Origin of the sequence: Sediminicola luteus (genome assembly GCF_002514735.1) — a bacterium.
In the GTDB taxonomy this organism is placed as follows: domain Bacteria; phylum Bacteroidota; class Bacteroidia; order Flavobacteriales; family Flavobacteriaceae; genus HQA918.
Genome location: NZ_NBWU01000001.1, coordinates 350,760 through 377,175, shown reverse-complemented (window position 1 = coordinate 377,175; position 26,416 = coordinate 350,760). Strand labels below are relative to the sequence as shown.

General features: G+C 46.2%; 18 protein-coding genes. 6 read left to right on the top strand and 12 right to left on the bottom strand.

All coding sequences use genetic code 11. The features are described 5' to 3' along the window. Positions 1 to 3,045: a SusC/RagA family TonB-linked outer membrane protein gene (locus B7P33_RS08425; RefSeq protein ID WP_097441537.1), complete on the bottom strand. Its 3,045-nt coding sequence runs from the start codon at positions 3,043 to 3,045 to the stop codon at positions 1 to 3. Between the two features lie 359 nt (positions 3,046 to 3,404). Between B7P33_RS08425 and B7P33_RS08420 the strand changes: the two genes are divergently transcribed. Continuing rightward, positions 3,405 to 3,770 (top strand): hypothetical protein, encoded by a 366-nt coding sequence (locus tag B7P33_RS08420; RefSeq protein ID WP_097441536.1) that lies wholly within the window; start codon positions 3,405 to 3,407, stop codon positions 3,768 to 3,770. A gap of 147 nt (positions 3,771 to 3,917) precedes the next feature. Here the strand turns inward: B7P33_RS08420 and B7P33_RS08415 are convergent, their stop codons facing one another. The 4 genes from B7P33_RS08415 to B7P33_RS08400 all read right to left on the bottom strand — a co-directional run bounded on the left by B7P33_RS08415 (position 3,918) and on the right by B7P33_RS08400 (position 8,283). Further along, entirely contained in the window at positions 3,918 to 5,384 is a 1,467-nt protein-coding gene (locus B7P33_RS08415; protein ID WP_097441535.1) for an aspartate aminotransferase family protein, read from the bottom strand. 96 nt (positions 5,385 to 5,480) lie between these two features. Further along, on the bottom strand, positions 5,481 to 6,104 hold the full coding sequence (locus tag B7P33_RS08410; protein ID WP_097441534.1) for a TetR/AcrR family transcriptional regulator: 624 nt from the start codon (positions 6,102 to 6,104) through the stop codon (positions 5,481 to 5,483). Next, entirely contained in the window at positions 6,104 to 6,763 is a 660-nt protein-coding gene (locus B7P33_RS08405; protein WP_097441533.1) for a class II aldolase/adducin family protein, read from the bottom strand. The genes B7P33_RS08410 and B7P33_RS08405 overlap by 1 nt, the downstream gene beginning before the upstream one ends. Further along, a complete protein-coding gene (locus B7P33_RS08400; RefSeq protein ID WP_097441532.1) occupies positions 6,760 to 8,283 on the bottom strand; it encodes a xylulokinase in 1,524 nt (507 codons plus the stop codon). Before B7P33_RS08400 ends, B7P33_RS08405 begins: the two co-directional genes overlap by 4 nt. A 66-nt stretch (positions 8,284 to 8,349) precedes the next feature. Between B7P33_RS08400 and B7P33_RS08395 the strand changes: the two genes are divergently transcribed. After that, on the top strand, positions 8,350 to 9,627 hold the full coding sequence (locus tag B7P33_RS08395) for an MFS transporter (protein ID WP_097441531.1): 1,278 nt from the start codon (positions 8,350 to 8,352) through the stop codon (positions 9,625 to 9,627). A gap of 20 nt (positions 9,628 to 9,647) precedes the next feature. Here B7P33_RS08395 and B7P33_RS08390 read toward each other — a convergent pair whose 3' ends face one another. Both B7P33_RS08390 and B7P33_RS19765 read right to left on the bottom strand, forming a co-directional pair. Then, on the bottom strand, positions 9,648 to 11,138 hold the full coding sequence (locus B7P33_RS08390; protein ID WP_097441530.1) for a hypothetical protein: 1,491 nt from the start codon (positions 11,136 to 11,138) through the stop codon (positions 9,648 to 9,650). A gap of 141 nt (positions 11,139 to 11,279) precedes the next feature. Next, the gene (locus tag B7P33_RS19765; RefSeq protein ID WP_097441529.1) at positions 11,280 to 12,284 is read right to left on the bottom strand and encodes a GNAT family N-acetyltransferase; all 1,005 of its coding nucleotides are present in this window, start codon (positions 12,282 to 12,284) and stop codon (positions 11,280 to 11,282) included. 86 nt (positions 12,285 to 12,370) lie between these two features. On the opposite strand from B7P33_RS19765, the gene B7P33_RS08380 reads away from it, so the two are divergent. Beyond that, entirely contained in the window at positions 12,371 to 13,750 is a 1,380-nt protein-coding gene (locus tag B7P33_RS08380; RefSeq protein WP_097441528.1) for an alpha-L-fucosidase, read from the top strand. Positions 13,751 to 13,759: 9 nt separating this feature from the next. On the opposite strand, the gene B7P33_RS08375 is transcribed toward B7P33_RS08380, so the two are convergent. From B7P33_RS08375 to B7P33_RS08355, 5 genes are all read right to left on the bottom strand, one after another. Then, a complete protein-coding gene (locus tag B7P33_RS08375; protein WP_097441527.1) occupies positions 13,760 to 14,605 on the bottom strand; it encodes a helix-turn-helix domain-containing protein in 846 nt (281 codons plus the stop codon). Positions 14,606 to 14,714: 109 nt separating this feature from the next. After that, positions 14,715 to 15,932 carry a M24 family metallopeptidase gene (locus tag B7P33_RS08370; RefSeq protein WP_097441526.1) on the bottom strand — a complete coding sequence of 406 codons (1,218 nt, stop codon included), beginning with the start codon at positions 15,930 to 15,932 and terminating at the stop codon, positions 14,715 to 14,717. A 94-nt stretch (positions 15,933 to 16,026) separates the two neighbouring features. After that, the gene (locus B7P33_RS08365; RefSeq protein ID WP_097441525.1) at positions 16,027 to 17,085 is read right to left on the bottom strand and encodes a phosphotransferase enzyme family protein; all 1,059 of its coding nucleotides are present in this window, start codon (positions 17,083 to 17,085) and stop codon (positions 16,027 to 16,029) included. A 60-nt stretch (positions 17,086 to 17,145) separates the two neighbouring features. Beyond that, positions 17,146 to 18,030: a nucleotidyltransferase family protein gene (locus B7P33_RS08360; protein ID WP_097441524.1), complete on the bottom strand. Its 885-nt coding sequence runs from the start codon at positions 18,028 to 18,030 to the stop codon at positions 17,146 to 17,148. 260 nt (positions 18,031 to 18,290) lie between these two features. Next, complete coding sequence (locus tag B7P33_RS08355) at positions 18,291 to 19,853, bottom strand: sulfatase family protein (protein ID WP_097441523.1); 1,563 nt, start codon at positions 19,851 to 19,853, stop codon at positions 18,291 to 18,293. Between the two features lie 367 nt (positions 19,854 to 20,220). Here B7P33_RS08355 and B7P33_RS08350 point away from each other — a divergent pair, with 367 nt between their 5' ends. The 3 genes from B7P33_RS08350 to hemN all read left to right on the top strand — a co-directional run bounded on the left by B7P33_RS08350 (position 20,221) and on the right by hemN (position 26,395). Beyond that, a complete protein-coding gene (locus B7P33_RS08350; RefSeq protein ID WP_216359369.1) occupies positions 20,221 to 22,632 on the top strand; it encodes a glycoside hydrolase family 3 N-terminal domain-containing protein in 2,412 nt (803 codons plus the stop codon). Between the two features lie 8 nt (positions 22,633 to 22,640). Then, positions 22,641 to 24,917, top strand: coding sequence for a GH92 family glycosyl hydrolase (locus tag B7P33_RS08345; RefSeq protein ID WP_097441522.1), 2,277 nt, complete (start codon positions 22,641 to 22,643; stop codon positions 24,915 to 24,917). A 113-nt stretch (positions 24,918 to 25,030) separates the two neighbouring features. Next, positions 25,031 to 26,395, top strand: coding sequence for an oxygen-independent coproporphyrinogen III oxidase (gene hemN, locus B7P33_RS08340; protein ID WP_097441521.1), 1,365 nt, complete (start codon positions 25,031 to 25,033; stop codon positions 26,393 to 26,395). Positions 26,396 to 26,416: the final 21 nt, after the last annotated feature.

Sequence of the window (26,416 nt, the reverse complement as noted above, 5' to 3'; positions counted from 1 at the left end):
TTAGAAGTCAAGTTTTAGATCCATTCCAAAGGTTCGGGTAGAGGGGAGGGACGAATGCTCAAATCCGTTTCCAACACTTCCGCTGCTATAAGACGATTCTGGATCTATATCGCCGGCGGCATTATAGAAAAAGAACAGGTTACGCCCCCAGGCGCTCAGGGTTACACGGTCTATTCCGGTGTTCGCTAAAAAACTTCGGGGTACCTCATAGGCCAAAACCATTTCACGCATTTTTACATTGGTAGCGTCTAGGATAAGGTCGGTAGAGATATCGTTTGTGAAAACATTGGTAAAGTGTTGTAACATCGGGTTAATGGACTGGGTATTCTCAAAACCGGTGTTTTCATTGATTCCGTCTTCGATAACGCCGTCTACACGACCAACGGCCGACTGGGCATCGGTTCCGAAGAACAGTCTATACCCACGGCCCCAAGTGTAGAACTCCCCACCTTGCTGGTAAGACACCAAAGCCCTTAAAGACCAGTTTTTGTACTTGAAGGCAGTGGTAATACCTCCGTAGAAATCCGGGTTGATATCGCCTAGTTTCTTACGTTCCCCTTTTTGGGCGAACCCTTGATCATTGATCAGGCGTCGACCAAAATTATCGCGCAGATAATCGAAGCCCCAAATTTCGCCAAGCGGACTACCGGGGCGGGCTTCTACCGTAACGGTCCTAAGTTTACCTAAGACCAGGTTTTCTAGGTCGGGGTGCAGGCTTTGAACCAAAGATTTGTTCTTGGTAATATTGGCACCCAATTCCCAGCTGAAATCCTCGTTCTGCAGAACGGTACCGTTCACGGCCAGTTCGAAACCAGAGTTTTTGATGCTTCCGGCGTTGATACGTTTGGTATGGTAGCCCGAAAAACGGGAAATGGTAACCGGCATGATCTGGTTATCGGTCACACTTTCGTAATAGGTTCCGCCAATAGACAGCCTATTGTCGAAAAAGGCGAGGTCTGTACCTACTTCCCATGATTCCGTGTTTTCAGGCTTCAGGTCGGAATTGGGAAGTCCATTTGGGCTCGAGGCCATGGCATAGGGTAAATAGGTCCTATTGTCAAAATTGTAGGTGGTAAGCAATTGATATGGATCGGTATCGTTACCTACAGTGGCCACGGATCCCCTGATCTTACCACTACTAAAGGTGCTGCCCTCCAAGCCCAACAGTTTGGAGAAAAGCAAACTACCGTTTACCGAATAGTAGAAGTATGAACGGTTTTCTTTGGGTAGGGTAGAGGAGATATCGTTTCTAAAGGTAGCATCCAAATAGGCGTACCCACCATAATCGGCCTGGCCTAACAGGTACCAGGAATAGATACCTTTTTTAGACTCCCAATCGTCTGTGGTAACTACCCCATAATTGCTGATTCTATACAGGTCGGGGGCCTTTTCGTTTTTACCATAGGTGTTTAAGCGATTGTATTTTCGCATGAGATAGTTGCCCCCAACGCTGAATCCTAGGTTTAAACGATCTAGGGTCTTTTTATAGCTCAATAAGAAGTCGGAGTTCCACTCTATGGTCTCATTGGTGTTATGACGGTATTCACCACGGCCATTGGAATAAACCGAACTACCCGAATCGGCATGATAGGTATAATCTTGTCCAAGGATATCGATACCTGATTTACCGGTCAAGGTAAAAGCAGGGGATATATCGTAGGTCAATGATAGGAAACCTTGTAAACGATCCAATTTGTTTTGGTTGTTTACATGGGCAAGGGTCCAATAGGGGTTGTTAAAGGTATTGTCGTTCAGCCATTTCAATTCGTTGCCGTTGGCATCTTCGGTATTGGCCTTAAGGTCCGATAGTTTAATGTCGCGGGGCATTAGGGAAAGCATTAGGGCGGTATTGTCGCCATTCTCTGCCAATGCCGGCGAGTTGCGTACGGTATTCAAAATATAGGTCACCCTACTATCCATCGATAGTTTATCGGTCAGTTTTGAGGTGGACCGCAGGTTAAATGTGTGCTTCTTTAGGTCGTTGTTCGGAATAATACCTTTGGTTCGCTGGTCGGTATAGGTAAAACGCATGGTCGATTTATCGCCCCCGCCTTCCAAGGTTACCGTATTAATGGCAGATACCCCGGTTCTGTAGAATTCTTCAAAAGGATTGCCCTGAACGGTAAAGGTATCTTCGTTACCTAGCCAATTGGTGTAGGTCTGGCCTTCCATTTTTGGCCCCCAGCTCCAGGAAAAGGGGTAATCTAAGACCGGACGCCCGTCGCTGTTAATGGGTGCAAACTCGGAAAAAGCACCGGTACCGAATTCGTTTTGGAAATCAGGGGTAAGCATAATGTCTTCAAAACCGATGGAAGAAGCTATTGAGATACCAATCTTGTCTTTTTGGGCACTCTTTTTGGTAGTGACCAAAATGACCCCATTGGCCCCACGCGAACCATAGGCCGCTGAGGCGCCAGCACCTTTTAAGACACTGATACTTTCTACATCGTCTGGGTTTATATCGGAGAAACTACCGTTCATGGGAAAACCATCGACCACTAAAAGCGGAGTATTGTTTCCGGTCAGGGAGCTAATGCCCCGCAGGATCACCCGACTTTCTTTATTGACCCCTCCCGTGGTTTGGGTTATCTGGAGCCCTGATACCTTGCCACTTAAGGAATTCACAATGTTGTTTTCCTTGGCTACGGTTACCTGTTCAGAGTCTACCACATCAAGGGAATAGCCCAAAGAGGTTTTGTCCCTTTCGATATTCAATGCGGTAACCACGACCTCGTCGATCATTTGGGCATCTTCCTCCAGTACGACTTGAATGGGGGAATTGTTGGTTGCGTTGATCTCTGCGGTCTTAAAGCCAACATAGCTAAAGAATAGGGTGGTTGGTAGTTGGTCGACTTTTAGGCTAAAGCGGCCATCGAAGTCGGTCACATTTCCATTACTGGTTCCTTTTTCCACTACGTTAACCCCCAACAGCGGTAAACCGTCGGCATCGGTAACGGTACCGGTTAAGGTCTCTTGGGCCACCAAGGTGGTGAAGCCCATGAAAAAGAATACCAATAAGATAAGATAGGTCTGTCTCATTTTCATATTGGATTGTTTAGTTAAAGTTGAGTTGTCGTTTCGAATCGAAACCGACCGTCCGGTCGCTAAAATACATTTTTTATTTGATTATCCGAACTTTAGATGTTTCTAAATCGTTATGATTGAAGCGATTTGAGATGGTTTTAAGTAGTTAAAGCTGTCGTTTAGAGGATAAAAAGGTGGGTTAGGCCATGTTAAGTTTACGTTGGCAAGTTTGTTCGTAACAGGGCTTTAGCTTAAATTGGGATAGGATTAACGTCTAATTGAAATTAATTGGTTAAATTGCAACCGAACGGTTGGTATGTTTTGAGGGCCGTTTCATTTTCTTTTAGGAAACATCAATTACTAATATTAATATAAACACAATGAAAAAAGCAAGAATTGCCCTTTTGTTACCGGTATTATTCCTAGCCTTTTCGCTACAGTCCATGGTAGCTTCCAAAGGGGTGTTGGGAACTTGGAAATATACCTCCCCGAACGCGCCTTATGAATACAATACGGGCGAGATAGCTATTTCCCAGGCCGATGGGGAGTATAAAGTAGTTATTTCCATTGATGGAGGTTCTATGGAGGGTACCCATGTTAAGGTTGAAGGGAACACCATTACTTTTTCGGTTTGGGTAGAAGGATCGAGTATTCCGGTAGAGTTGACTGCAAATGGAGATAAAATGGAAGGTTTTTCACAAACTCCGGAAGGCGATTTAAAGATAAAATGTACGCGTAAGAAGTAATCGCGTAGTTATTTTAGTTGAACTGGAACGGGGCTTTTGCCCCGTTTTTTATGCTTCAAAAAGAAACCCGGAAACGGCAAAGGAAAATACTAGGGGTGTTCCTGGATTGACTAATGATCTTTTTTGTTTTTTAAGTCCTGGTAATGGTTAGCCCTTAATTTGGGCGAATACCCCATCGAATTTAGCAAGGGCCTCATCGATAACGGCATCGGTCTGGGCCGCCGAGGTATATAGCCTACTACCCGCCAGGGTAACGATGCCGGCTGCCATAAAGGCGGCCCCCATCTGTTCCATAACATCTTTACGTATTTTAATCTGTTTTAGGGCATTGGGCAAGGTCCAGGGTTTGGCGAAGTTTACATCAACGAACAAGACCCCCGAGGTTTCCAAATGCACGATAGAACCTTGGTTGTAGACTACATAGGGCAATTGGTATTTCTGCATGATCTCTTGCAGGCCTTTGGCCAATCGATCCCCGGCTTTTCCAGCTTGGGCACAGGCATCGGTATCTAAAATTTGTTTTAGGGTATGGTAGCCTGCCACACAGCTAAGCGGATTGGCGGCCATGGTGCCACCTACCTTGGCTTTTTTTATTTTTTTATCGCCATCCAAACCAGCGGCCAAATAACGCATATACTCGTTTTTACCGCCAAGACCACCGGCAGACGGATAACCCCCGGCCACCACCTTGCCGAAAACGGTAAGATCGGGCATAACGTCAAAGTAACCCTGTGCTCCTTGCATACCAACCCGGAAGGCGGTTACAACCTCGTCAAATATCAATAGGGCTCCGTATTTGTCACATAGGGCGCGTACTTGTTTGTTGTAATTTATAGGTACAGGGCGGGTGCCACTTTCGGGCCCTAAGGGCTCTACGATCACTGCGGCCGTACCTCCCCGTAACTTGTTGAATCTCAATTTGCGTTCTAAGGCCTTAATATCGTTGGGGTAGACTTCTTGGGTATGCTTGGTATAGGCCTTGGGAATACCATGGGCCTCAAAACGCCCGGTACGCGGAATTCTGGTGCCGTACACCATTTGGTCCATCCAACCATGGTAGGCCCCGCCTACTTTTATTATTTTTTTCTTTTTGGTGGCCAAACGGGCTACTCGTACCGCCGCGATAACCGATTCAGATCCACTGTTAAGCATGCGAAACTTTTCTACCGAGGGCATGTTTTCGCAAATGAGTTGGGCCAATTTCAGTTCATATTCATGAAAGAGCCCTGTCGATGGGCCGCAACTTTCCAATAATGCTACGGCTTCTTTTCGAACCTCCTCAGGATTGGAACCCAAAACGGTGGGCCCGCCGGCCTGGAGGAAATCTAGATATGGGTTGCCATCCAGATCGTAGAGATAAGCCCCTTCGGCCTTGGTAAAAACGATGGGGTAGGGGTAATTAAAGGCTAGATTGTGCTGTACCCCACCCGGAATGTATTCCTTGGCCCGATCGATCATGGCCTTTGACTTAGGGCATTTTTCATCGAAATAGCCCAAAGACTTCTCCAATAGGGCCTTGGGGAGGCCAACCACTTCTTGGTCGACCAATTTTTTTAGTTTTTGGTAAATAGGTTGGGTATCGTGGTAATGACTAATGCTAAACGGGCTTTTCATGGGTTCTTTTTTTAGGGCCTCTAAAGAGTTGGTGTTACGCTGATATAGTCGTGGGCATGTCGAAAGGCGCAGCACCAAAAGGCCAAATAAGACGCTTTAGGTAGCGCCGATCATTTTAAAATAGGTGGTAAAAACTTGTTTGTATTTAGAGAGGAGCACGTTTTTAATGTCTCCTTTAACCGTAGAGTGGTTAATGGCGATTCCTTCAACCATACCCAACACCTGTAGGGCTATGGACTCGGGGTCCCAATCGGTGGAAATCTGTCCATTTTCCTGGGCTTTGCGTACAATACCTTCGGCTAGTTTTCTATAAGTGACCACCGATTCCCGTATACGGGCCCTAACCTCGCTATGGGTTTCGCTCTCCAACTGGAAACTGAAATAGTTTCTGATTGGGAAATCGAGCCCGGTTTTCGTCAAATTTTCAATTCTGGCAAAAACCTCGGCCGCAAAATGATATACGTTTTCAATGTCGTTAACGAAATTACCCGTAATCATCTGTTCGGCTTCCTGGTTTACCAAGTCGAAATAAAAGACCTCCAAAGTGGCCATATAGATTTCTTCCTTACTGGTAAAATGATGGTAAACCGCTCCTTTCGAAAGTCCAGTTGCATCGGTAATGTTTTTGATAGTAACATCGCGATAGCCCTTTTCCAAAAAAAGGATAAAGGCCGCCTGTATGATGTTCTCTTTACTACGTGGATCTTTTTTTCTGCCCATTATGTATTCTTTTTAGCCTGTTTAGAATATTTCATAAGATAATACTTATGCATTAACCAAGCTTCAAATTTATTAATGGATTTGGCACCGCCCAAAAATTCTGCCTCAATGAAGGCTTTAGCGGCTTTTTCCAGCACCTGACAGGCTACGAAGGCTTCTTCTATATTAGGGCCGATACAAACGGCACCGTGGTTGGCCATTAGGGCGGCATTGCGTCCGCGAAGGGCTTGTACCGTTGCTTTTACTATTTTTTTTGTATTGGGCAAGGCGTAGGGTGCTACACGTACCGATGGCCCCAAAAGTTGGGCTTGGTCGTCGAGAATTGGAGGAATTTCACGACGGGCCGTGGCCACGGTAGAGGCGTTCATTTGATGGGTGTGTATAACGGCATTGGCCTCTTTACGGGTCTTATAGATTTCGGTGTGCAACTTGTATTCAGAAGATGGTTTAACATGGCCTTCAAAGGCATGGGTACGGTAATTTACCTTGACCATATCTTCGGGCCCCAGTTCCTCATAGGGTCTTCCAGAAGGTGTTATGATCATTTCGTTGTCATTGATTCGAATACTGACATTGCCCCAGGTGCGGGCCACAAGACCTTCGGCCAGTAGTTTTTTACCCGCCTTGTCTACAGCGATACGTGCTTCTTGTTCGGTCATTGGTGGTTGAATCTTTTTCCGTTTATCTTTTTATACATACCCTTAAGGGTGTTGTACAATAATTTATAGTTTTCGTAACTATCTTGATACACTTGTTGGTGGTCTTTTCGCGGGGTAAAGCTTTGTACCCTAGGGTTGTATTTTTTTACGGCCTTAAAATCGGGGGCCAGTCCTAGGCCTACCAATGCGGTCATGGCACAGCCAATGGCCCCGGCCATTTTGGGGTGTTGGGTAATGTGTAAGGGTATTTGCAGAATGTCACTCAAACTTTGTATCCAAGCCGTATTCAAGGTGCCACCTCCGATTAAGGTGAGTTCCTTTATGGTAAAACCATAGTCGTTTTGCATATTCTCCATGGTCCAACGAAGGTTATAGCCAACCCCTTCGAGCAAGGCACATAGTATGTGGCCCCGGGTGTGTTCCAGGCCTAGGTTGAACAAGGTGGAACGTAGGGTGGTATTGGTAACCGGTGCCCGCTCTCCGGTAAACCAAGGGGTAAAGATCAGTCCGTCGGCGCCGGCCGGTATCGCGGCTACCTCCGCCTCCATAAGGGCGTAAATGTCCAAACCGTCTTTCTTTTCTTGCTTGTAGAGGTTCTCTAGGGCCCATTCGAGATTGGCCCCTGAAGATTCGGTAATGCCAACCAGTATGGTGCTTTTAGGGTCGGCACTGGCCAAATTGGCCACCCCTCTTTTAAACTTGAAGGGTTTGGAATGGCTAACCCCCAACCAAGCCGAGGTGCCTAAATAGGCGTGGGCGCTCTCGGGGTCTATTTGACCACTGCCCATGGCCCCGCTTTGGGTGTCGTCGCAGCCCCCGAAAATTTGGGTCGATGTAGAAAGCCCCAAATCTTGGGCCGCTTCCGGGGTCAATGCACCGATTAAATCAGTCGATTTTACCAAGGGAGGTAATTTTTCGAGGTCAATACCAGCAATCTTAAAGAAAAGGCGTTCCCAATCTTTTTTTTCTAGGTTAAAGCCATAACTACAGGCCCCAGACCATTCAGTGACCATTTTGCCCGTACAGCGATATTTGAGATAACCATTAACATCGAGAAACCTATGGGTGTTTTGATAGACCTGTGGGAGTTCTTCTTTGATCCAAAGTAATTTGGGTATCACATCTTTACCCGATAATTCTACACCCGAGATTACCTTAAAAACGGATTGCCCCAAAAAACGGTTGACTATTTTTTTTGCCTGTTGTTCGGCCCGGGCGTCTACCCAAGAAATATTCGGGTGCAAGACCTTACCTTTTTTATCCACAGGGATAATACCCATGCTTTGGGTAGAAAAGACCATGGCAAGTACTTGGTCTTCTGGTTTTAAATGGGCTACAACTTTTCGGGTACCTTGGCAAACGGCGGTCCAATAGTCTTCGGGTTGCTGTTCGGCCCAACCTGGTTTGGGTAAGTCCATACCATAGGAATACTCACTTGAATCGACTATCTTACCCCCAGTGCTGATCAATACAGCCTTGTTACTCTGGGTGCCTACATCATGTGCGATTATGTAATCCATGGAAATGTTTATATATTTGGAAACAGACCGTCCGGTATGTAAAAGTAATGAAATAAAATCAAATCCATGGTTTCTACCCAAAAATATCCCCGAAAGCGGTGGTTAATGCTGTTGTTGTTTATGTTTCTTACCATAATGGTAGAGTTACAATGGCTTACCCACGCCCCAATTGCCCGAGTGGCCCAGGTGTTTTACGGCAATCAGTTAACACGATTTTCGTGGTTGACTATAGATACTTTGGCCCTGGTTTATATGGTTATGTTCTTGCTTATGTGTGTACCGGCCAGTTATTTTTTAGACACTTATGGTATACGTAAAGGCATCGGGTTTGGCGCCATACTAACCTTGATTGGTGGGGCTATCAAAGGTTTTTTCGGACATAATATACTGTTGGTTTTCGTGGGTCAATTGATATTGGCCGTGGCCCAACCCTTTATTTTAAATGGTGTTACGGCCTTTAGTGCCCGCTGGTTTCCCGGGGATGAACGTGCTATGGTAGCCGGTTTTTTGGCCTTGGCCCAATATGTAGGCATTATTTTGGTGATGGTGGTTACCCCCAGTCTGGTCGTTGCCGCCGCCGCCGATGTGAATTATGGCCAAGGAGTAGACCATATGTTGTGGATCTATATGTTCCCTACGGTATTGTCGGCTTTGTTGTTTTTATGGTTTTTTAGGGCAAGGCCGGAGGGAATCCGAGAAGGTTCTGACGTACAAAACCTGGGTTTTAAAGCGGGCTACGGACATTTGTTACGTTCCAAGGGTGCTTGGCTGACCGGACTTTTATTTGTGATTGGGTTGGGTATTTTTAATGCCATCAGTTCTTTGGTAGATGCCATAGCAGCCCATTTGGAAGTGACCGATTCCGATGGGCTCATTGGGGGTATTATGTTGATTGGAGGCATCATTGGGGCATTAATTTTACCCATGCTATCCGATAAATACCAAAAACGGAAGCCTTTTTTGGTGCTTTGTATTGCCGGAATGTTGCCTGCGGTGGCCGGTATGGCCCATGCGCCCGAACTGGCACAATGGCTGGGCATGGCCCATGAAGGCGTGTACCAAATCGCCTTGGCAAGTAGCTTTCTTTTAGGCTTCTTCGTTATGAGTGCCGGGCCAATAGGGTTTCAGTACATGGCCGAGATTACCCATCCCACCCCAGAGGCCACCTCTCAAGGCTTTCTCTTGTTGGTGGGTCAGTTTAGTGGTATAGCCATGGTAGTGATTATGGGCTTGGATAAAAATGCCTATCTCGGTGTAATGCTCAAGTTTTTTGTGCCCTTGGCCATACTCGCCCTGGTTTTGGTGCTATTGCTTAAGGAGTCGCCAAAGATGGGTAATCCATAAAAAGTTTTGGATCGAAAAGTTTACTCCTTTAAAAAAACAACAGTTTCGACATCGGAATTGTTGGTAGCATTGGTTTCTCCTCCGGAAGCCCTTTCCAAGGAGGCGGTAAAATTCTGTTTCCCGGTAGTGCCTTGCGAATCAAATTGGGCTACAATGCCTATACTGCTAAAGGCACCGGCCTGCAAACCAGCTGTATTTCTAAAGATATAGAAAGAAGGGTCGCTGGTGTCTAACTGCCAATCGTTATTGGCAAGTGGAATATGGTTTTGGTTTACCTGTATTAGGGCCAAACCTGGATCGTAGGTAAAAGCCATATCTCCAGACCTGTTGATTTTTATGGTAATGGGCTGCCCAGGTATGGTCTGGGTTTGGTTCAGTTCCTTAACCCTTATTACAATTTGTTGGTCTTTAATTCCTTTAACGATACCATCATTGATTAGTAAGAGAACGCCTAGGTCGGGCAGTTTTTGGCAGATAGAGTTTGGTCCATCGTCAATAAGGCGGTTATTGTTGACCGGTGGTGTGTATGGTGCAGTACCTACCGTACCATCGGCATTTATTTTGCCACTACCATCAGAAATGGTGTGGCTATCGGCATCGTTGTACTCCATACCATCTGCATTATCGGCATTGGGGTTGTGATAGGCTTCATTGGCATCGCTACAAGCGTCATTATCCGAATCGTAATCAAGAAAATCAGGAAAACCGTCACCATCGGTATCCACGTTACCTTCTACTTGGTCGAGAATGCCATCATTATCAGAATCAAGATCATTGATATTGGGTATGCCGTCTTCATCAAAATCACAGTTAGAAATTCCGGGAGGGCCAGGATTGGCCAATTCCATTTTAAAACTATGATAACGCATATCGTTGCCACAACCGTAGCGTTGGCCATTGTGTAAGCCATATTTTGCGATTTGGGTTTTGCTACCACTGTTCCATGTCGCGTAGAGTTCGTACCATTGCCCATTATGATGAGACAGGTTGGCGGGGGTAATATATTGCCCATCTATATAAAACCTGAGTATAGGAAACACATTATGGGGTGCTCCTAAGCTATAATTGCTATGTCGCATTTGAATGGTAAGGCGATATTGGGTGTTGGGTTGAACGGGTATAGGTTGGTCGTCTCGGTTTTTAAGCATTATGCCTCTAAAGTCCCCCTCAGGAAGTTCACATTGACTTACCGAGGTGGCGCTAGAAATATATTCGCCGGGCCGTATATAGCTATTGTTCCATTGGTTGTTTCCAAATTCAGGGTTACCACTGCAATGTTGTCCGGCCATTTCTAGTGGTAAATAATCGCCTTCGGCGGAAAAGTTGGGTGTACAGTGCTGGTCAATAGTTAGTTCGTTGGATTGAAAGACAATGTTCGGGCTACACTCTTCACTATCAAGAATGCCATCACCATCAGAGTCTTGGGCCAAAAGTGGTGAACCGCTAAAATACAGGAAGGAAAATAGTACGAAGAACTTATTCCCTTTAAGAAGGTCGCTTTTAAATAACATGTTCGTAGGTCTTTCAGGATTTGGGAATCCGGTAACTGGTTACAAACGAACGAAAAAACGAAGTTAATATTGAAAAAACCCGATAAAATGAAGGAAAAATACGTATAAAGTTTGCTGGATAAGGGTGGTTCCTATGCTGTCTTAGTGTAAGACCTTTATAAAACAGATAGAGTTCTCGACACCCCGATAGGGGCCATAATTGGGTGTGGTGTTATAACCCGATTTTTTGTATCGGGCAATAGCTTCGGGTTGCCTTTTCCCGGTTTCCAGAACTGCTTGGGAGTAGCCTAAGGTTAATGCCCAACTTTCTAGTTGCCCTAGTACTTTGCCAGCAATCCCTTTACCTCGGAATTCCATAAGCGTATACATTCGTTTTATTTCAATGGTTTCTGCGTCAAAGGCCTTAAAGGCACCGCAAGCCACTGCTTTGGTTCCTTGGTAGGCTACCAAACAATGCCTTAGGTTTTGGATACTGTTGAATTGGTCGTAAAATCCATGGGCATCGCCATCCCTTTTGGCTAGTTCCAAGTCTAACTGGCTAACCAAACGTTGAAAATCGGGATGCTCGTTTTCAACTTTTTCAAAACGTAGACTATTAGAAGCCTCCGAAGCCAGTTTACCATAATAGATGAGGTCTAAATATGCACCCGAGCTAGTCTTATAGTCTTCCCGTAATAGGCCCTCTCGGGTAAAACCACTTTTTAAGGCCAAACGTTGGGTGGCCACATTGGTCTGGTGGGTACGCAGAAAAACCTTATGCAGCCCGATTTCGGTAAAACAATAATCGCAGAATTGTGGCAATACCAATGACATTAAGCCTTGGCCTTCGACATCCTGATCGGAATAAAACCCGATTTCGCCTTTGGGTAAATGCCAATCGAGGTTTTTTAGGTCGATAAAGCCAATAAAAGCCCCCGTTTCTTGGGCCACGATTACAAACGGATAATACTGTTTTTGCGCTTTGGCCTGTTGCATCCACTCTAGAAAAGCCTTGGTGTCGGCTTTAGTCTGGGTTCGTGAGACCGTACCGGCAAAGAAATCGTTTAGGCGTTCCCGGTTCCGGCTAACCATATGGTAGTACGGTTCCAGGTCTTCTGGTTTCAGGGTCTTAAGGTAGAAAGATGGTGTAGATTCCGTAGCGCGCATTAGGGGTTCAATAAAGCATAAATTATTAGGGAAAAAGCAGTTTTAAATGTAAAGGCTCTTCTAGTTTTACCCAAAAATAAACATCTATGGCAGTATGTAATAACCGTTTGATCATTATAATGGGGTTGTTCTGTCTCTACTCTATAAAAATTTGGAGTCAATTGAGTGGTGGTGGCGATTTAAACCCTGAATTAAAGGTGCCACAAAGTGCCCAAGAACAATGGCGTGATCTTAAAGTGGGTTTAAGCGTACACTGGGGGCCTTCATCCTTGGGCGGTAAAGAGATCTCTTGGAGTAGACACAAGAAAATACCCGTAGCCCAATACGATGCCTTTTATAAAGATTTTGCACCCACGGAATTTGACGCCAGGGAATGGGTAGACCTATTGAAAAGGTGGGGCATGAAATATATTTCCCCTACGGCGAAACACCACGATGGCTTTGCCCTTTGGTTTTCTAAATGGAGTAGGTACGATATGGAAGAGGCCGGTTTAAAATTGGATATTATGCAAGAGCTAAAGCAGGCCTGCGATGAGGCCGGAATCGTTTTAGGAGCCTATTACTCGAATATAGATTGGTACCATCCCGATTGGACCCCCAATGTATTTGGAGGGCCAGGAACCCTATTCGAGACCTTGCCAGATGCCCCTAATATGGATAGGTATTTGAAGTATATGTATGCCCAATGTGCCGAGTTGATCGAAGATTATGGGGTGGGTTTTATTCAGTTCGATGGGGAATGGGACGAAACCTATACCCATCAAATGGGCTCTAAAATGTATCGCGACCTAAGGGCTCTGAACGAAAATGTACTGTTAAGTACCCGCATAGACATTGGCAGGCGAATGGCCGGTAAAGACAACCATATCGATATAGATGGCAGTACTTATGCGGGCGATTTTCAAGATCGTGAACGCCTGGTAAACCACGGGAACAATGTAACGGTTTGGGGAGACCATGCTTGGCAGGCCTGGGTTACCCTAGATAAAAAACAGTGGTCTTTTAATAAATCGCCCGATTTGATGACGGCCCAAGAATTGATCCTAGATTTGGTACAAGTGGTAGGTAATAATGGCAATTATATGATTAATCTAGGCCCAAAACCCAATGGTAGTTTTCCTAAAGAACAAGTGGTTTTAATGAATGCTTTGGGGGCTTGGTTAGATCAATATGGTGGGGCCATTTATGGTACACGCGGCGGCCCCTATTATCCCTTTCAAGGAGGGGTGAGTACCCGAAAGGGCCAAAAAGCTTGGTTGTTTCTTTGGGAGGGGCAAGAAAGCATAACCCTACCCAAATTGTCGCAACCCATTTTGGGAGTGGTCGATTATAAATCGAGGGAGCCGGTAACGGTTACCGAAAACAAAACGGAAATCGTAATTGATCTTAAAGCATTGAAAAAGGAGGGAACCCTTCAAGTGCTCGAACTACGATACAAGGGTAGCCCACAAATGCAAGCACGCTAAACCATGGGGTTAATGGGAGTGCCTGTATTTCAAAGGTGCCAACCCATAGGCATTTTTAAACTGCTTACAGAAATAGGAATAACTTTTAAAGCCACATTGCTCTGCGATTAATTGTAGGTTTTGATTGGTGTTCACTATTAAGGTTTTCGATTTTTCCAATCGTTTTTCCAAGATGTAAACCGTGGGGCTTTTATCAAAAAGTGCCAAGAATATTTGGGTGAGCTGGGGTTTGGACAACTTGCTCTGTGCCGCTAATCCTGCTAGGGTCAGGTTATGTCCAATATGCTCCTCAATAAACTGAAGTAGTGGTGTTATACTATGAAAATGGGGGTTCGCCGAAATCTTTGGGTTGGTTCCCAAGATAAAGCCCGATAGTAATTTTAGTAAGATACCCTGGGTTTCGTAACGTACGGCAGCACTACGGTAACCCATTTCCTTTTGTAGCCAATCTTTTTTCTGGTATACTTCGGGTTTGGCATTTCGCAAGGCGTGTAATGGGTGTACAGCCACGATTTTTTTAATGAGTTGTAGGTCAAATTCGTCGGTTGGCCGGTTGGTTTTTAGTTGAAAATTCAGGGCCATGGGTAACCCATTGGAGCATAAGGTGTCGAGATGGATGTAGTACTGTTTTAGGCCAGGTTCAAAGATATAGGTACAACGGGCAAAGGAAGGGATAAGGTATAAGTTGTTTGGAGCTAGATCAATACGTTGATCTAGAAAGTTCAGTTGTCCTTTTCCTTCGATGACATAGTATAATCTGGCAAAGGTGCTTACTACATCTAAGTACGATTCGGCCTTTTCAAAATGTTGATAGGCGCAATTCTTTAGATGCGGACAAATTTCCAATCGGGCCACAGCTTTGAGGGTCTTTTGTGTTTTGGTGCCCCTAATGTAATGTATCTAAAACAGTTCCCCAATGAATCGTTTTTTAAACTGGTATAACCAGAACGAAGAATAACCTAATTTAGGGGGCTATACCGAAGGGGTCATCAATACTAGGCATGGGTTGGGTAAACCACTTGGGGCCGTTTTCGGTCATATAGAAATGGTCTTCGTGCCGTATACCGAATTCCCCCGGAATACAGAGCATGGGTTCGTTGCTGACTACCATCCCTATTTCCAGGGGAATCTGGCTTCCCCGAACCAAATAGGGGTATTCGTGAATATCCATTCCGGTGCCATGTCCCACGCGATGGGGCAGGCCGGGCAGTTCGTAATCGGGACTTAGCCCGCCAGCGGCGATTACTTTTCGAGCTGCATCGTCTACGGCACCACAAAGGGTGCCCAGTTGAGCGGCTTCGAAAGCAGCTTGTTGGGCGGCCTTTTCCAAATTCCATATTTCCCTATGGCGCTCGGTTGGGCTGCCATAGACATAAGTGCGTGTAATGTCGGAGATATAACCATGTAGTTTACAACCGGTATCAACCAAAACGATATCATTTTCCACAAGGTTTTGCGGCTTGCTTACGCCATGCGGATATTGGGAGTCTTCACCAAAGAGAACGATACAGAAATAATTTCCGGAGGGGATACCCGCTTTGATATGGGCCCTATTGATAAAATCGGTAACCTCGGCCACAGAGATACCGGGGCGTATAATACGGGCTGCCGCTTTTTGTACCGTTAGTGTGATGTCTTTGGCCCGTTGAATTATGGCGATTTCGGCTTCCGATTTAAGCATACGGCAGGCTCGGGTAATGGCACCCCCATTTTCGAATTGGAAACTGGCATTGGCCTGTTGGAGTTCGTCTACCAAGAAATATGGGCAATTTTCGTCTAGGGCCAAATGGCCTTGATCGATACCGTGCTGGTGCAGGATTTGGTTTACCAAGGCATAAGGGCTCTCGTGTTCTTCCCAGCATTGGATCGAACCTTGGATCTGGCGGAATTTCAAGAAAGTTCCTTCCTCGAAACGGGGCACGATATAAACGATTTCACCATGGGACAACAAGAGGGCACCTACCATACGTTCGGAGGGGTTCCAGGCGGTACCGGTAAAATAATGCAGATTGGTTCCTGCATTGATGTACAGGGCATTCCAATTGGAATTTCGAAGTAATTGGGCCGCTTTTTCGATACGGGCTTTATATTCGGCCAATCCAATGGGTTTTACCCCTGTGGTCATATCTTGGATTTTATCCAATTCCGCGGTGATCGTAGATCCGCCAACACCTATGGTCATATGCTTTGATTTTGGGTGTAATATACGACATCGACCAATTTTACTATGCCAAGATCTTAGTACGACTTGCCGTTTTTTTAGTGGAAGTCAGCCGTTATTTTGAAAACGATCTTTGTATCGTTTTTTCCATAAACGCTTTATGGTCCAGTGCTTGTTGGGCAAAGGCGAAAAGACTATGGCAGCGATCTATATTTTGCTCGGGATAGGCCACTTTATAGTACACATCGCCCAAAAGATAGTCGGTCAAGGCACGAAGCCCATGAATAAAGGGCATATAAATAGCACCTAGGGCCATGGTCTTTACTTCCGCCGCGGTCAAAAAGCCGAGATGGGGTGCCATACCTTGTACAAAGGTCTCGAACATGGGTTTATTGAATACGATCTGGTCTAGATCGCGACAATCCTCTTCGGCCGGATTGGCAATCGTTCGAATGGCATCGCCAAAATCGAACAGAAAGAGCCCAGGCATAAGGGTGTCTAGATCAATAAGACAAAGGGCTTTATCGTTCGATTTGGAAAATAGTATGTTGTTAAGCTTGGTGTCGTTATGGCAAAGTCGTAAAGGCAGCTGTTGCAATACCGGGTCGGTAACCAAGGGCAAGGTGCGTTGCGCAAAATCAATGGCAGTCTGGGCCTTTAGCTTGCGGTCTTTCAGCCCATTTTTTAGGGCATGCTTAAACTGTTGTTCCCGCAAGGGCATATGGTGGAATTGCGGAATGGTAGCTACATAATCTTCCGGATCGGCAGCTTGCATCAATTCGTGGAAACGCCCCACGATACGTCCGGCTTCACGGGCGATCTCGATATCGGAACTGGTGTTGTAGGCCGTGCTCTGGTCTATATAATCCATGACCCGCCAATAGCCGGCCGCATTTTTTAGAAAAGGTTGCCCATCCTGGGTCTCTCCCATAGCTATTTTATGGTAACCTTCCCCATGTAAACGTTTAAGGGCCTTGGATACATTGGCCATAAGGCCTTCTATATTTTCAAAAACCCCGGCATTGATGCGTTGTAGTACATAGCCTTTGTCGTTGGCCGTATCTTGGGCCAGATAGGTGTCGTTGATCAATCCTTGGGAAAGGGTACTAAATACAACAGGTCCTTCTAGCTTAATAAAAGCGGAAAGAACCTGTTCCAATTTCTCTTGTTCCATACTCGATACTCGAGATTATAGGTTTTTAGGTACGATTATGGCGATCGGCCCCCATGTTTTTTACCCCCAAAGTGGCGATGGGTATAGGCCTTTATCTACTTTTCCGGCCAATTCTTTTTGGGCGAATTCCTTATCGTCTGAGTAGGTTACCCCGAACCATTGGCTATTACTTGGCACTACGGCCACCCCGATCATTTCGGCATCTAGCATTTCTTGAACAATCTTGGGCAGGTAAATCTCTCCTTTCCCTTCCGACTCCGAAGAGGCTAGGAATTCAGTAAAACGCTTTTCTATAAAGTCGAAGATATTGGCACGGCACAGCCAAAAGTTCATACTTACAGGCTCGTCGCCTTTGAATAGGGTACCATCTTCTTCGTCTTTAACCTGTCCTTCGAAAGGCACCAGTTTTAAACGTTCGGTAACCTGTTTCAGCATATTGCCATCGGTTTCGCTTACCCCACGGGAAACCGAACCATGGGTAGATAAGGTTTCGTCTAAACGATAGGCTACCAAGGCGTAGTTATTGGTATGGGAGGTATCGTTAAAGAACCCGGCCGATTCGGCAAAGGCCTGTTGACCATAATAATCGTCGGCATTCAATACCCCGAAAGGGCCTTTGATTACATCGCGGGCAGCCCAAACGGCATGGGCGGTTCCCCAAGGTTTACTACGGTCTGGGTCATAGGTGCTACCGGCTGGTACGTCTTCAATTACCTGGGGCACTACGTCTAAGGCCACGTGGGCGGGTAAACGCTCCCTAAGGTAACTTTGTATTTTTTCGACACTGTCTTTATGGGTTACGACTACGATATGGGTAAAACCATTTTGGATGGCGTCGTACATACTGTACTCCATCAAGAATTCCCCGTTGGGTCCGAATCCGTCGAACTGTTTTAGTTTACCATATCGGCTACCAAAGCCGCCTGCCATAAGAAGTAGTGTCATCTTTCTGTAAATTTTTGGATGTAAATGTACGTTACTCTAATGGCAAACGGCAAAGGGGTGGCATTATTATTTTGTAAAGCGGTTGAAGTACCTAGTTTTTTGGTGAAAAGCCATGTTTATGGAGAACAAGCTTTTGGTTTGGCCCCCATCAGCTTGAAAATTATTATTACAAGGCAACCCGCTCAGCGGGAAAGGGGTTAGCCTGTCCCGAAGCATTTTGGGGGATGAGGGTATTTGTAACTATAGGGTTCAGATAACCTTTATTTACTTATTTTCTCCAATTGTTTCCAGGCTTTGCCGTCGGTTTTAGGGTCATTGGCCTGTTTGCTGCCAGGGGTGCTACGCCCTTTGTTAATGATGCGTAAGAGCTCTTTGGTCATTTTGGCGGCTACCCGGGTTTCTTTTTCGAACAGGTTTTCGGTTTCACCCGGATCGGTGGCCAAATTGTACAATTGATATTCGGGTAGCTCGGCAATTTCCTTGGCATTGGGTTTTGGGGCGCTCCATCCGCCTGAACCGGGACACATTACCAATTTCCATTCATCTTTACGCAGGGCAAAGCTTCCGTTAATGGAATGGTGTATGGTACTGCCCCTTTGGTATTTGCCTTTGGCTTTGGTATCGAGTAGGGGCAACATGGAAAAACTATCTTCCCCTTCGGTATCGGCTAATTCCAAACCAGCGATATCGGCTACGGTGGCCATAAGGTCGGTGGTACATATTACGGTTTCAGAAACCGAGTTGGCGGCAACCCTTTGGGGCCAGCGTACAATAAAGGGCACCCGGTGTCCGCCTTCGAAGATATCGGCTTTATGTCCGCGATAAATAGCACTGGGGTCGTGTCCTTTTTCGGCCAAGACCTTATAATCGGCCTGGGGAGAGCATCCGTTGTCCGAGGTAAAGATTATCAGTGTATTTTCGGCCATACCTTTTTTCGTCAAAGCGGCCATAAGGTCGCCCATATGGGCATCGACCTGCATTACGAAATCGGCATAGGGGTTCAGGCCACTTTTACCCTTCCATTCGGCTGTTGGCAAAATGGGGGTATGGGGCGATGGTAGGGCCAAGTACATAAAAAAGGGCTGCTTGCCTTCTTGTTGATCAATATAGGAAATGGCCTTGTCGAAAAAGTGGGGCGTAACCTGATCATGTATAAAATCGTCGCTGGTCGGGCCTTGTCTCCACCAGGTATATTTTCCTTTGTCAACGGTAGTTTTTTTAGGAGCTTGGGTGGGTATACCGTTTTCTACATAAACATAAGGAGCCATATCCAAGGAGCCCGAATGCCCATAGGAATAGTCGAAACCAAGGTCTTTTGGTCCATTGGTAATGGGTTTGGTAAAGTCGATCCAATCGGTGTCTTTGGGCTGCCATCCGCTACCACTGGCTTCTAAACCTTCTTTTACGGCCCAGTCCCAACCTAAATGCCATTTACCAACAAAGGCGGTATGGTAGCCTTTGCGTTTTAATAGTGACGCCACTGTGGTTCTTGAATTCGGGATCAAAGCTTTGGAAATTCCGGTAAGGACACCTTGTTTCAAGGGGCTTCGCCAGTTATACCTTCCGGTTAATATACCATATCGGGTAGGGGTACATACCGATGATGAGGTATGGGCATCTGTAAATCGCATGCCCTCGGTGGCCAAGCGGTCTAGGTTAGGGGTTTGGATCTTTCCATCTGCATTAAAAATGGCCACATCGCCAATACCGAGGTCATCGGCCAGTACATAGATAATGTTCGGTGGGGTATCGGACTGCCCTGTGGCCGGATGCCAAACTACACAAAAGGTAAAGAAGACTAGGGTTTTGAAAAAGGTTTGCATGGTGGTTATCTAAATTTAAATGTGATATTACATAAAATCTTGGGTTATAAAAAAATGTCCCCCTGAATAGACCTTGTGGAAGGGTGTAGGGTTTAATCCCGTCGATATTCCTTTTTTTTAGAAAACAGTTTTCGTTATCAAAGGGGGTAAAAACCCATGCTTCTTTAGGAGTTGATAAGTCCATGGCCTCTGTTCGTATACCAACCCAAGGTATTAAGCCAAAAATTTGGTGGTTGCCTTAGGGGATGCCTACCTTACTGCCATAAGGTGTACAGAGTGGCAGGTTTGCCACAAATTGAAGTGGTTTAAACTTTTAACAAATGGTAAAAGTTTAAATGACTTCATAACCGTATCAAATGTGTTTACTATGATCGAATGGAAATCGGATAAATACTGGAAATCTTTCTTTTTTATCGTCGTTTTAATGATGGGTACCAATGGCTTGGCCCAGACAGGTAAAATGTATAAAAAAGGGTGGGTCGATTTCAATAAAAATGGGAAAAAGGATGTCTATGAAGATCCTAAAGCTCCTATCGATGCCCGGGTAGCCGATTTGTTGGGCCAAATGACCACCGATGAAAAAACCATGCAATTGGTCACTTTATACGGGTATGGCAGGGTGGCTAAAGATGAATTACCGGCCCCGAGTTGGAAAAATGAGCTATGGAAAGATGGTTTGGCCAATATAGACGAACCTTCCAACGGGGTCTATGTCGATGCCCAGTACAAGTTTCCGTACAATTCCCACGTCTGGGCCTTGAACCAGATTCAAAAATTCTTTGTAGAAGAGACCCGTTTGGGTATCCCCGTAGAATTCACCAATGAGGGAATCCGCGGTTTGAACCATTATAAATCGACCTCTTTTCCGGCCCAGATTGGAATGGGCTCTACCTGGCATCCGGAACTTCTCTATAAAACCGGACAGGTAATCGGCGCCGAAGGCTATGCCTTGGGCTATCACAATATATATTCCCCGGTAATGGATGTGGCCCGAGACCAACGTTGGGGGCGTATTGTAGAAAGTTTTGGTGAAGATCCTTTTTTGGTGGGGGAATATGGGGTGAATATTTCTAAAGGTATACAGGAAAACGGCTTGGCCAACACCCTAAAGCACTATGCGGTTTACTCGGCACCCAAAGGAGGTCGGGATGGGCACGTACGACTAGACCCCCATATTAGCTGGCGCGACATGCATCAAATGTATTTGGCCCCATTTAAACGGGTGATAGAAGAGACCGATTTGTTGGGTGTTATGAGTTCATATAACGATTATGATGGCGAGCCGGTTACCGGTAGTCCTTATTTTTTAACGGAATTATTGCGCGACACCTATGGGTTTAAAGGTTATGTGGTCTCCGATAGCGATGCCGTAGCTTATCTATACAACAAGCACCACGTGGCCGAAAGTTATAAAGACGCCGTGCGCCAGGCCATTAACGCTGGGCTCAATGTACGTACCACCTTTAACCATCCGAAGAACTTTGTGGCCCCTTTACGCGAATTGGTGGCCGAAGGAAAAGTGACCCAGGCTACCTTAGATCAACGGGTATCCGATGTGTTGTACGTTAAGTTCAAGGAGGGTTTGTTCGATGCCCCCTATCGCGATGAAAAAGGAGCCGCAAAAGTCGTGGGTAAGGCCCAACATCAGGCTTTGGCCCTGCAAGCCTCACGGGAGTCACTTATTTTGTTGAAAAACGAAGAAGGAACCTTACCCTTGGATGTAGCCAAATTGGACAAGGTTCTGGTCTGTGGCCCCATGGCCAAAAACACCTCGGCCTCCATTAGTAGGTATGGGGCCTTGGGTACCGATGTCATTTCGGCCTATGCCGGAATTTCCGCTTATTTGAAAGGAAAGGTAAATGTGGCCTATGCCGAAGGCATTGACCTGAAAAATAAAAATTGGCCCGATTCCGAGGTGTTTGATGTACCCCTTGATGCTACTGAAAAAGCCAAGATCGCTCAAGCGGTACAGGAAGCCGAAACTTCCGACGCGGTTATCGTTTGCCTTGGGGAAGACGAAAGCATGGTGGGCGAAAACCTAAGCCGTACCGATCTGAACCTGCCTGGCCATCAGCAAGAGTTGTTAGATGCCTTGGTAGCGACAGGTAAACCCATAATCGTGGTTTTGCTCAATGGGCATCCGTTAACCATCAACCATGCCAATCGGCAAGCCCAAGCTATTTTGGAAGCTTGGTTTCCGGGTAAGTACGGTGGGCAGGCGATTGCAGAAGTACTATTCGGTGATTATAATCCGGGCGGAAAGCTACCCGTAACCGTATTGCGTTCGGTGGGTCAGGTACCTTTTAATTTTCCGTACAAACCCGATTCACAAAGAGGGCAGGCCAAAGATGGTCCCAATGGTACGGGTGAAAGCAGGGTAGTAACCGAACTCTTTCCGTTCGGTTTCGGATTGAGTTATACCCAATTTGCTTTTTCCGATTTACGTTTGGAAAACAAACTCACTACCCAAGGCGGAAGTTTAAAAGTACGCTTCAAAGTGAAAAATACAGGTGATAGGGCCGGTGATGTGGTACCTCAATTATATATCAATGACGAAGTGAGCTCGGTTACCGTTTACGAATGGCAGTTGCGTGGTTTTGATCGCATCCATCTGGGGGCCGGACAAGAGCAAGAAGTGGTTTTTGAAGTAGATGCGGCCCAGTTGGCCTTGATCAATCGAAAGAAAGAATGGGAAACCGAGGCCGGAAACTTTAATCTGGCCATTGGCGAATCGTCCCAAGACTTTAAACTAGAAGCAAGTTTTTCAATAAAAGAATAAACGATACTATGAAAGTAAATGTAATATTAGGTTACTTGTCCTTATGGGGTTTGGCAACGCTTATGGTGGGCTGTTCGGGCAGCGATAAAAAGGCGAACCCGGTGACCCCGACCGAAGACTTAACGGCCTTTGTCGATCCCTTTATCGGAACCGGCTTTCATGGGCATACCTACCCGGGTGCCGTAGTACCTTATGGTATGGTACAATTGAGTCCCGATACCCATTTAATGGGCTGGGAGGCTTCCAGTGGTTACCACTATGCCGATAGCCTGATCTATGGCTTTTCGCATACCCACTTAAGCGGTACGGGAATAGGGGATCTGGGCGATGTATTGGTGTTGCCCTTTACCGGGGAGCCCAGTGAAAAACCTGTGGCTGCCTTCAGTAAGGCCCAAGAGTCTGCCGAACCCGGCTATTACAAAGTGGCTTTCGATAATTATAAGGTAACTTCCGAGCTCACGGCCACCACTCGTGTCGGGATGCATAAGTATACCTATGCTACTGGCGAAAAACAGCAGCTATTGTTCGATCTAGGCCATATACTTCAAGCGAATTGGGGACACAGTAACGTTTCCAATACCATGGAGGTGGTCAACGATTCCACCCTAAAGGGAACCAAGGTATCACAAGGTTGGGCCTACGATCATCCGGTACATTTCTATGCCAAGTTTTCTAAACCCTTTAGCATAACCCAGGCCATGGTAGATAGTGTTTCTGTGGGAGCGAAAAGCTTGTATGAAGGTAAAAATGTAGATGCCTATCTCGATTTCGGAACCTCCGAAGGGCCTGTGCTGTTAAAAGTGGGCATTTCTATGGTCGATGTGGCCGGGGCCCAAAAGAACTTGGAGGCCGAGCTAGACCATTGGGATTTCGATCGCGTACGCCAGGAAGCGGGTAAGCAATGGAACGATGCCTTGCAGGAAGTGTATGTAGAAACCGACGATTCCGATATTAAGACCATTTTCTATACGGCCCTATACCATACCAAATTGGCGCCGATGATCTATCAGGATGTAGACCGTCGCTATCGCGGCATGGACAAACAGATCCATACTTCTCCAGTAGGGCAAATGAACTATACGGTCTACTCCCTTTGGGATACTTTTAGGGCCCAACACCCTTTAATGACCATATTGGATGAAGACTTGGCCGCCGATTGGGCCAACAACCTATTGTTAAAATACGAACAGGGCGGTATTTTACCTAAATGGCCCTTGGCTTCCAACTACACGGGTACTATGGTAGGTTACCCCGCCGTGGCCAATTTGGCCGATGCTTTGACCAAGAATCTGCCCGGGGTAGACCCGCAAAGGGCCCTAAAGGCGGCTTTGGTAAGTGCTTCCTACGATACCACGGCCCTGGCCAAGATCAAAGAACCCCGAGGCGAACGGGTAATGACCAAGCACAATTGGTATATCAATAAAGGGGAACATATCCCATCAGACAAAATCGGGAACTCAGTGACCTACGGACTCGAAAATGCCTATTACGATTGGTGTATCGCCCAAATCGCCAAAGCGAATGGCGACGATGCCCTGGTAGAACGATTTTTGGAACGCGGCCTCAATTATCAAAAATATTTTGATGCCAGTACCGGATTTATGCGGGGCAAAAATGCCGACGGTAGTTGGCGTACCCCCTTCGATCCCAACTACTCCGATCACGAACATTCCGATTATGTAGAGGGTAACGCCTGGCAATGGAGTTGGTTCGTGCCCCACGATACCCCCGGTTATGTAAAGTTGTTCGGGTCTGAGGAAGCCTTTACCACTAAATTAGACAGTCTGTTTACCACTTCTTCAGAGATTACGGGCGATGGGGCCAGTGCCGATATTACCGGGCTTATTGGCCAATATGCCCACGGGAACGAGCCTAGCCACCATATCGCCTATTTTTATACCGAAGCGGGCCAACCCTGGAAAACCCAAGAAAAGGTAGATTATATCTTGCGTGAGTTTTACACCACCGAGCCCGGAGGTATTATCGGTAATGAAGACTGCGGACAAATGTCGGCCTGGTATGTGATGAACGCCATGGGCTTTTATCAAATGGCACCGGGTAGACCAGAATATTTGGTAGGCAGGCCCCTATTCGATAAGGTTACCTTGCCCTTGGCCGGTGATAAGCAGTTGAAAATCGAAGTCAAAAATAACAGTGCCCAGAATAAATATGTGCAAAAAGCCAGTTTAAATGGGGTGGAGTTGACGAATTTAACCTTTACCCATGAACAATTAAAGGCTGGTGGGTTGCTCAGTATAGAAATGGGGCAAAACCCTGTAAAATAAGGGGTTGCTGTAGTTTTTTTCGATAAGCTGCATACCTGCTACGGGTCAAACCTGACAATTGTCATATTTTTTGGGTAGGCCTTCTTCTACTTTTGGAGCGTCATTCAGGTATTATGTGCAGTTTAGTTCAAAAATATAATGTGGCGGGCCCCCGCTACACCAGTTATCCTACCGTGCCTTATTGGCACCTGCCTTCGTTTTCGGGCCAAGGCTGGATGCAGAGTTTGGTAAAAGGCTTCGAAGAGAGCAATGCCACCGAAGGCATCAGTTTGTATATACATCTGCCCTTTTGCGAGAGCATGTGCACCTTTTGTGGGTGCCATAAACGTATTACCAAACGCCACGAGGTAGAAGACCCCTATATCACCGCCTTGTTAAAAGAGTGGGCCTTATATGTGAATGCCCTTCCGGAAAGGCCCCGTATCAAGGAATTGCATCTTGGTGGTGGCACCCCGACATTTTTTAGTCCGCAGAATTTAGGCCGATTGATCAATGGTCTGTTCGAAAATGCCGATCGTGCCGAGGGCTACGAATTCAGTTTTGAGGGTCATCCGAACAATACGACCCGAGAGCATTTACAAGCCCTGTACGATGTGGGGTTCCGTAGGGTAAGTTTTGGGGTCCAGGATTACAATACTACCGTTCAAAAAGCTATAAATCGGATCCAACCTTTTGAAAAGGTGGCCGAAGCAACGAATAATGCCAGGGAAATCGGGTACACCTCAGTGGGTCACGATATTATTTTCGGCCTACCATTCCAAACACGTACCGACGTTGACCAAACCATCCGAAAGACCCAAGAGCTGATGCCCGATCGCCTGGCTTTTTATAGTTATGCCCACGTACCTTGGATCAAAGGGAACGGCCAACGGGGCTATAAAGACGAAGATCTGCCCAAACCCGATGAGAAAAGGGCCCAATACGAACATGGCAAGGCCCTCTTGGCCGAAGTTGGTTATGTAGAGATCGGTATGGATCATTTTGCCCTACCTACCGATAGCCTGCATCAATCTATGGAACGCGATGCCCTACACCGCAACTTTATGGGCTATACGGCATCGAATACCCAAGTAATGATCGGACTTGGTGTGAGCAGTATCAGCGATAGTTGGTACGGCTTCGCCCAAAATGTAAAAAGTATTGAGGAATACTACGAGCTGTTGGAGAAAGAAACCATTCCGGTCTACCGTGGGCATTTATTAACGGAGGAAGATGAGGTTATACGCCGCCATGTATTGAATTTAATGTGTCATTTTCATACGAAATGGCAGCCCTTTGGCGTTGGCTATTTGGAAGAAATGCCCGAGATACTGTCGCGATTGACCGAAATGGAAGCCGATGGTTTGTTGCGAATACATGCCGATGGGATCGAAGTATTTGAAAGTGGCAAACCTTTTATCAGGAATATTTGCATGGCATTCGATTTGCGTTTGCACCGGAACAAACCGGAGACCAAATTGTTTTCCATGACCATATAATGAGATGTTAACTAGATTGTT

Excerpts from the sequence above, each read along its gene's own strand:
- B7P33_RS08360 (WP_097441524.1), bottom strand. The coding sequence starts at position 18,030 with ATGACACTACTTCTTATGGCAGGCGGCTTTGGTAGCCGATATGGTAAA.
- B7P33_RS08420 (WP_097441536.1), top strand. The coding sequence starts at position 3,405 with ATGAAAAAAGCAAGAATTGCCCTTTTGTTACCGGTATTATTCCTAGCC.
- B7P33_RS19765 (WP_097441529.1), bottom strand. The coding sequence starts at position 12,284 with ATGCGCGCTACGGAATCTACACCATCTTTCTACCTTAAGACCCTGAAA.
- B7P33_RS08355 (WP_097441523.1), bottom strand. The coding sequence starts at position 19,853 with ATGCAAACCTTTTTCAAAACCCTAGTCTTCTTTACCTTTTGTGTAGTT.
- B7P33_RS08350 (WP_216359369.1), top strand. The coding sequence starts at position 20,221 with ATGATCGAATGGAAATCGGATAAATACTGGAAATCTTTCTTTTTTATC.
- B7P33_RS08380 (WP_097441528.1), top strand. The coding sequence starts at position 12,371 with ATGGCAGTATGTAATAACCGTTTGATCATTATAATGGGGTTGTTCTGT.
- B7P33_RS08395 (WP_097441531.1), top strand. The coding sequence starts at position 8,350 with ATGGTTTCTACCCAAAAATATCCCCGAAAGCGGTGGTTAATGCTGTTG.
- B7P33_RS08410 (WP_097441534.1), bottom strand. The coding sequence starts at position 6,104 with ATGGGCAGAAAAAAAGATCCACGTAGTAAAGAGAACATCATACAGGCG.
- B7P33_RS08370 (WP_097441526.1), bottom strand. The coding sequence starts at position 15,932 with ATGACCATAGGTGTTGGCGGATCTACGATCACCGCGGAATTGGATAAA.
- B7P33_RS08415 (WP_097441535.1), bottom strand. The coding sequence starts at position 5,384 with ATGAAAAGCCCGTTTAGCATTAGTCATTACCACGATACCCAACCTATT.
- hemN (WP_097441521.1), top strand. The coding sequence starts at position 25,031 with ATGTGCAGTTTAGTTCAAAAATATAATGTGGCGGGCCCCCGCTACACC.
- B7P33_RS08425 (WP_097441537.1), bottom strand. The coding sequence starts at position 3,045 with ATGAAAATGAGACAGACCTATCTTATCTTATTGGTATTCTTTTTCATG.
- B7P33_RS08345 (WP_097441522.1), top strand. The coding sequence starts at position 22,641 with ATGAAAGTAAATGTAATATTAGGTTACTTGTCCTTATGGGGTTTGGCA.
- B7P33_RS08400 (WP_097441532.1), bottom strand. The coding sequence starts at position 8,283 with ATGGATTACATAATCGCACATGATGTAGGCACCCAGAGTAACAAGGCT.
- B7P33_RS08405 (WP_097441533.1), bottom strand. The coding sequence starts at position 6,763 with ATGACCGAACAAGAAGCACGTATCGCTGTAGACAAGGCGGGTAAAAAA.
- B7P33_RS08390 (WP_097441530.1), bottom strand. The coding sequence starts at position 11,138 with ATGTTATTTAAAAGCGACCTTCTTAAAGGGAATAAGTTCTTCGTACTA.
- B7P33_RS08365 (WP_097441525.1), bottom strand. The coding sequence starts at position 17,085 with ATGGAACAAGAGAAATTGGAACAGGTTCTTTCCGCTTTTATTAAGCTA.